Source organism: Pantoea sp. X-Soil-ISGK-421, assembly GCF_059730785.1.
Genome location: NZ_AP035979.1, coordinates 4051974 through 4058584, shown reverse-complemented (window position 1 = coordinate 4058584; position 6611 = coordinate 4051974). Strand labels below are relative to the sequence as shown.

Sequence of the window (6611 nt, the reverse complement as noted above, 5' to 3'; positions counted from 1 at the left end):
TTATACGCAAGAAACAGGCCTAGTTATCCACAGTCGATCGCGTGTTTAACGTGAAAAAACAGCGCAATCAACTGGGGATCATTCTATTTTCCCGATCCCCAGCCACTATAGATCGTTTTAAATCTGAGTTTTCCATGTGGCGACCCACACTTCGGCGGCGTCTTCCGGGATCTCATGCTCCAGCACGTCGATCTCCAGGCGATCGCCAATACGTTTGGCACCCAACTGGTTTAATTGCTCTTCCAGGAGTTTGATCGCGCCACAGAAAAGATCGTATTCGTGATTACCAATGCCTACTGCACCATAACGTAAGCCGGAGAGGTCTGGTTTTGTCTCTTGCAGTGCTTCATATAAAGGAAGCAAATTATCGGGCAGTTCACCGGCGCCGTGCGTGGAGGTTACAATCAGCCAAATGCCTTCCGGTTGCAGCTCATCCAGCTCAGGGCCATGCAACACCTCGGTTGAGAAGCCCGCTTCCTGCAGTTTTTCTTCCAGATGTTCAGCTACATATTCGGCGCTGCCAAGGGTACTTCCACTGATTAACGTAATATCGGCCATGATGCTCTCCCGCACTAAAGGCGAGCATTGTACGCTGTGATCAAGCCGTGATCCACCTGTGGAAAACAGGGTTAATAGTAGAAAGCATCAGGCGGCAAGTCGCGCCATGCGCGCGATCTGCCGGGGATAAGTTTGTGCACAGCTTAGAGGAGGATCATGGCTTAATGGTGCGCATGATCGGGTTTTGCAGTGAGATCAGGGTTTCGGTGGACTGAATTTCGTCGATGGTCTGGATCTTGTTGATCAAAACCTGTTGCAAGGCATCAATTGATCGGCACATCACTTTGATAAAAATACTGTAATGACCGGTGGTGTACCAGGCTTCCACGACTTCATCAAGGGCATCAAGTTTGCTCAATGCCGCCGGATAATCGCGGGCGCTTTTGAGGATAATGCCAATAAAGCAGCACACATCGAAGCCAAGCTGACGGGGATCGATCTCCACGCGTGTCCCCAAAATAATGCCCGCCTGGCGCATTTTCTCCACACGAACATGAATTGTGCCGGGGCTCACGTTGAACTGTTTGGCGAGCTCGGCATAAGCGGTGCGCGCATTCTGCAGCAGCGCATTCAGAATGCCGCGATCCAGGTTATCCAGCTGAAGGTGTTCCGCCATTGTCCATCCTCGTTGAGTTCTTCTTCTATGAATAAAGGAGAATGTGCAGCAAATTAGCGGTGCAGGCAAGGTGCAGACAACAGCCAGGCCGTTGTCTGCACGCTTTTTAACGCTTACGCCAGAAGGTGACTTGCGCCTGGGTATGCTGGAATTTACGCGCCGTCTCGCGGATCACAAACGGTACATCCTGCGGCGGTGCCACTTCGTCCAAGTCCTCACGTAACAGGCGCTGCAGCGCTTGATAGGTCGTCAGTGCTTCGCCATTTTCGCGAATACCGCCCAGCCAGTTCTCTTTCGGCGTGAAATCTTCCAGCCAGGTATAAGGCGATGACAGCACCAGCAAACCGCCGGAGCGGATCATCGGGGTAATATCCTGCAGGAAGCGTTTTGGCTGACGCAGACGATCAATCAGATTTGAGGCTAGCACCAGATCGTAACGATCCGGCTGCGGCTTCAGGTTACAGGCATCGCCCTGGACAAACTGAATGCGCTGCGCTTGCTCAATTTCAAGACCAAACTCTTTCAGCCGCACTTGACGATATTCCACCAGCTCGCCTTCTTCTGGCACCACATAACGGAAATCCTCACCGGAGGTCAGCTGCAGCGCAACATCAATAAAGCGTGCTGAGTAATCCATACCGGTTACCGCGTCGAAGTGACGCGCCAGCTCAAAACTGGCGCGTCCGGTGGCGCAGCCGATATCCAGTGCCTGACCGCGCACAGCACAGTGCGGCAGCAGTTTTTCCACCAGCGCGGCCGCGTAATTTGGCACGTTGTAGTAGCTCGGCCCGTACTGAAAATCGAGATACTGCGACACCATGCTGTCGGTTTCATAAGGATTGAGCGCCATGCTCTCTTCATGTGAAGAAACCACATAGCGGAAACCGGCGTGCTGGAAGAAATGACGGCGGAAGGCGTAGCGTGCAGATTTCAGCGCTTCGTTACCGGTGGAAATCCAGCTGCCGCCTTTGATCAACGCATGTTTGCCATCAAAGGTCGGCGTGGAGAAATCGTCGTACAGCGGATGCACCTTAAATCCTTCGAAACCGTGGGTTGGCGTGGTCGTCCACTGCCAGACGTTGCCGACGATGTCGTAAAACTCGCCCTGTGCAAAATGGTCAACTGGGCTAGACGAAGCCCAATACGCCAGATTGATATTGCCCGGTGCATCATGCCAATCTGACTGATCGCCGCTTACCTGCTCACGCAGCTGCGCCCATTCGGCTTCGCACGGCAGCTGAACAGATTTGCCGGTCTCTTCGGCCAGCCAGCGACAGAACGCCGCGGCTTCCAGTTGATTCACTTCCGCTGGCCAATCCCACGGCATCGCGACTTCTTCAGCCAGCAAACGCAGTTTTAACTGATCGGGCATCTGTTCATCACCGACCCAAAATGTCGGCATCTGCGCACCAGAGAATTCACGCCAGCCCCAACCTTCCTCATCCCACCAGCGGCGATCGTTATATCCACCCGCCGCAACAAAGCGATAAAACTCGGCATTGCTGACCAGCATTTTACTGGCCTTAAACGGTTTGAGATCTGTTTGCTGGCTGCCGTATTCATTATCCCAACCGTAAGTGTCGTCGGTTTTTCCCTGCTGCACGCGGCCACCGGGCATGGCGATCAGGGAATTGGCTGGCACGGATTGACGATCGTGACGTGCTTGCGGACAAATCGGCCAGTGCGGCTGCGCTTTGACCCATTCGATCGGCAGCTGGCGCATCAACACGCTGGAGGTTTCCAGGTGAATGCGTTCGTGCTCAATCCCCATTAACACCACCCACGCCGGGCTGTCCCAGCCGATCGGCAGTTCCAGTGGCAGGGTGCGAATGAACTCGCTCACCAGGCTTTTCACTTTGCCGCGATAGTCGCGCACTTCTGCGATGGTTGGCCAGTCGTAGTGACTGTCGTTGAGATCGTCCCAGCTCATCTCATCCACGCCGATCGCCATCATCGCTTCGATGTGATCGTCAACGCGTTGCTCAAGATAGCGGCCCGCCATCAGCTTATTAATGTAGAAGGTGGCGGTGTGGCCAAAATAGAAGATCAGGGGATGGCGCAGCGAAATGGCTTTGTTAAACCAGGCGCGATCGTCCGCCAGACAATCAAATAGGCTTTCGTACAGTTCCCAGGTTTGGGTGAAGTACGCCAGCAGCTCGGCTCTTTTTTGTTCGGTATTTTGGCCGGAGAGTCGCAGCGTGCGAGTCGGTGCGGGAAGTTGGGCGGTGGTCACAAGGTGCTCCAGTTGCTTAGTGTGCGAACTTATCACTATAGCAAATAAGCATTTCTGTCAGATGAATTAGCGCTGCCAGCGGCGCAGCAGGCGACTTTTCAAGCCGGTATCGAAGCGCCAGATATGATCGAAGATGCGCAGAATGCCTGGTTTACCATGCAGCGACATCGCCACCGCGTGAAAGCGCTGTTGATATTGGCGCTGGCGCTGCTTAATGGTGCTGATAATGTCGTCTGGCAAACGCTGGGCAATAAAATCCGACACGATCACCGCATCGGCTTCCTGCCACGCGCTGCCTTCCATACGTTTCACCACTGCTGCGAGACAGGCCGCGAGATCGGTGCCGCCGCGAAAACGTTGGCTGAGAAAACGGATCGCCTGCTCAATGCCGTTATCGGCGGTGAGTTCATAGCCGATCACTTCATGGGCGAACAGCATGATGTAACAGCGACGCTTATCCGCCAGCGCCACTTTTAGCAGCGCCAGGCAAAAGGCTTTAGCGCAGCGTTCATTGAAACCGCCCATCGAACCGGACGTATCAACACAGACGATGAACGGGCCGCGTGGTTGCTCTTCATGCTGCTGGTGGCTGACCGGACTCATCGTGACTTTTTCATGCCACGCATCGCCCTGCAAGCGATAGGTCAGCAAGCGTTTCTCGACTAAGCGCCGATAAAACTCCAGCTCTAACTCGCTGATGCTCAATGCCGCCAGTTCAGGTGGCAACAGCCGCAGCACATCATCGCTTTGATGAATGCCGCTGACCTCTTCCGGCACGTTATCCGGTTCGCGCACCAGTTGGTGAAACGCTTCCAGCGGCGCCTCCTGCGACGGCACCGATTTGGCCTCGCGGCTGCGACCCAGCTGCTGCGCCAGTTTCATCAATTCCGGCTGCTGGGCGAGGAAATCGCCGTACTGCACGATCAGTTCGTAATCGCCATGCTGCAGCGGCGCTTTGCTCAAATCCCACAGGCGTCCAGCAGCGGCTTCATCGTCATCGGTGAGAATCGGTGCCAGCTGACCGCTGATCGCCATGCGCTGCTGCAGTTCCGCCATCAAGCGATCGCGCTGCTCTTCCAGAATGCTTTCATTCAGCGTCAACGTTTGCAGCGTCAGGCTGAGACGCCAGCGTTGCAGGAATAGCGTGTGTTGCGCGTTGCTGAGCTCGGCGCTTTCGGCGTTCAGTAACAGTTTGCTGGCTTCTTCGATGAACGGCGACGGCAGGCTTTTCAGCTGCGTCATGATGTTGGGTAGCTGCTGGGTGAAATGTTGCGTACTGAGCAATTGCATCTGCTGAAACAGCTGAAACTCCTGCGCCAGCGCTTCTGGCACCGGCGTGACTTTGATCTGCTCGGCGATCTCCGATCGCCAGCGTGGCAGATCGCGCATCATTGCTTGCTTCAGGCGGGGAAACTTTTCAAAGAACAGCGCCAGTTGCGGCGAAGCGAGCAACGCGATAATCAACTCTTCGATTAACTCGGTTTCGCCAATCGACAGCAGCGTGCTCAGCGTCTCCAGTGAGATCATTTTCTCGCCTGTTTCAGCTGTTCCGCGACATCCTGCAGGCTGGTTTCAATGCGTGCCAGCCAGTCATCGCTAATAAACAGGCAGCGCTGATGTTGGCTGAACAGCGTGCGCTGTGCGCGCAGTTGCGTCTCGAGCGCGTCATATTCATCCATGATCTCCTGCGGGACCTCGCTGCTGCTGCCGGCGCCGGGCAGCGTCAGGCGTGTGGATTGCAGGCTGACATCGCGCAGTGTCAGGCAGTGATGGGTATCCACCAGCATATCCAGCGTCTGACCAAAGCCAATGCCGTTCAGCTTGCCGCGGATTTCACCGCCCTTCAGCAGCCACTGATCCAGCGCTTCGCGGCCAATCAGAATGTGCGTCACCTGCATATCGTGCAGCATCAGCGGCTGTTGCAGCATTAACGTCAGCTGCTCATCGGTGATGGCTGTGGGTAATTCGTAATGCGGTTTGCGGCTGAACATGCCGCTGTGTTTCTCGAGCGTCAGCGCTTGCGCCACACTTTGCTGCTGTTGCAATGCCAAACGACGACCTTTGATCTGCTGCAGTTTGTGCAGCAGCGCCTGTTGCTGCCACGCATGTTGTGACATCAAGGTATCGATTTCGCGATCCAGTAGCTTCATCGAAGCCACGTCATGCCACAGGCAATCTTTCAGCAGCACCAGGTCGATAGGCGCGATGGTCACGCGCCCGCTGTAAAAGGCGCTGGCCTGCAACAGATGAATGGCTTTCTTCCAGCGACGATCGGAAATGTAGGGCGCGTCCGGCAGTGTTTCTAACTGCTGACGTAGCTGATAGATCAATTCAAACACGTGATCCGGCAAACTGACCTGGCTGATGCCTTTCTGCCACTGCTCATACTCTTCATCGCTGATGCGCAATGATTCCGCCACCGGATTGTCGTTTTCATCCTGCTGGTGGGTCAGCATGCTGCGGAAGTTCTGCTTCTCATGCACATTATCCAGCCACAGGCGAATCAACATGCGGTCATACAGCGCTTCCAGGCCGCTGTCGGCTTCCGGCAGTTCGTTCGAGGCGGTAACCAGCAAACGCATCGGGATTTTTTCTTCACTGTCGCCGTTACGGAAGCGACGTTCGTTGATGGCGGTTAGCAAGGTGTTAAGAATTGCCGGGCCGGCTTTCCAGATTTCGTCGAGGAAGACAATTTCGGCATCCGGCAGATAGCCTTTGGTCAGACGCTGATAACGCCCCTCATCTTTGAGCGCCTGAATCGACAGCGGACCAAATACTTCTTCGGGGGTGGAAAAGCGGGTCATCAGGTATTCAAAAGCGCGGGCATGCTGGAAGGCGTATTTTAATCGGCGAGCAATCAGACTTTTGGCAATGCCCGGCGGCCCGAGTAAAAACACGCTTTCGCCACTCAAGGCAGCCAGCAAACAGAGGCGGATCGCATGATGGCGTTCATACAGCCCTTTTTCCAGAGCGTTGCTCAGGCGAGAAATTCTTTCTGCCAAAAGATGGGGTTGAGCCATAATCACATCATTATCCTTTTGATCCTGGTGCCGTCATATTCTGGCGAGCGCAATACTCTACTGATTATCATGCGCGATTGCGTTGATAGCCGTCAGCTTTTTTGTTTCAGAAGGTTGATGCGAGATAACTCGCCGCTTCCAACGGTTTTTTGGCCCGATTTTCGGCGAAAAACCGCGTCACCGA

At 54.7% G+C, this 6611-nt stretch carries 5 protein-coding genes; all 5 read right to left on the bottom strand.

Annotated features, from left to right (window positions below; genetic code table 11):
• Positions 1-117: 117 nt before the first annotated feature.
• Positions 118-558: an FMN-binding protein MioC gene (gene mioC / locus AC6I8K_RS18820; RefSeq protein WP_064738315.1), complete on the bottom strand. Its 441-nt coding sequence runs from the start codon at positions 556-558 to the stop codon at positions 118-120.
• Positions 559-712: 154 nt separating this feature from the next.
• Complete coding sequence (gene asnC, locus AC6I8K_RS18815; RefSeq protein ID WP_008106733.1) at positions 713-1174, bottom strand: transcriptional regulator AsnC; 462 nt, start codon at positions 1172-1174, stop codon at positions 713-715.
• 106 nt (positions 1175-1280) lie between these two features.
• A complete protein-coding gene (gene ovoA, locus AC6I8K_RS18810) occupies positions 1281-3407 on the bottom strand; it encodes a 5-histidylcysteine sulfoxide synthase (protein ID WP_497827209.1) in 2127 nt (708 codons plus the stop codon).
• 66 nt (positions 3408-3473) lie between these two features.
• Positions 3474-4934: an ATPase RavA stimulator ViaA gene (viaA, locus tag AC6I8K_RS18805; protein ID WP_064738317.1), complete on the bottom strand. Its 1461-nt coding sequence runs from the start codon at positions 4932-4934 to the stop codon at positions 3474-3476.
• Entirely contained in the window at positions 4931-6427 is a 1497-nt protein-coding gene (gene ravA, locus AC6I8K_RS18800) for an ATPase RavA (protein WP_064738340.1), read from the bottom strand. Before ravA ends, viaA begins: the two co-directional genes overlap by 4 nt.
• Positions 6428-6611: the final 184 nt, after the last annotated feature.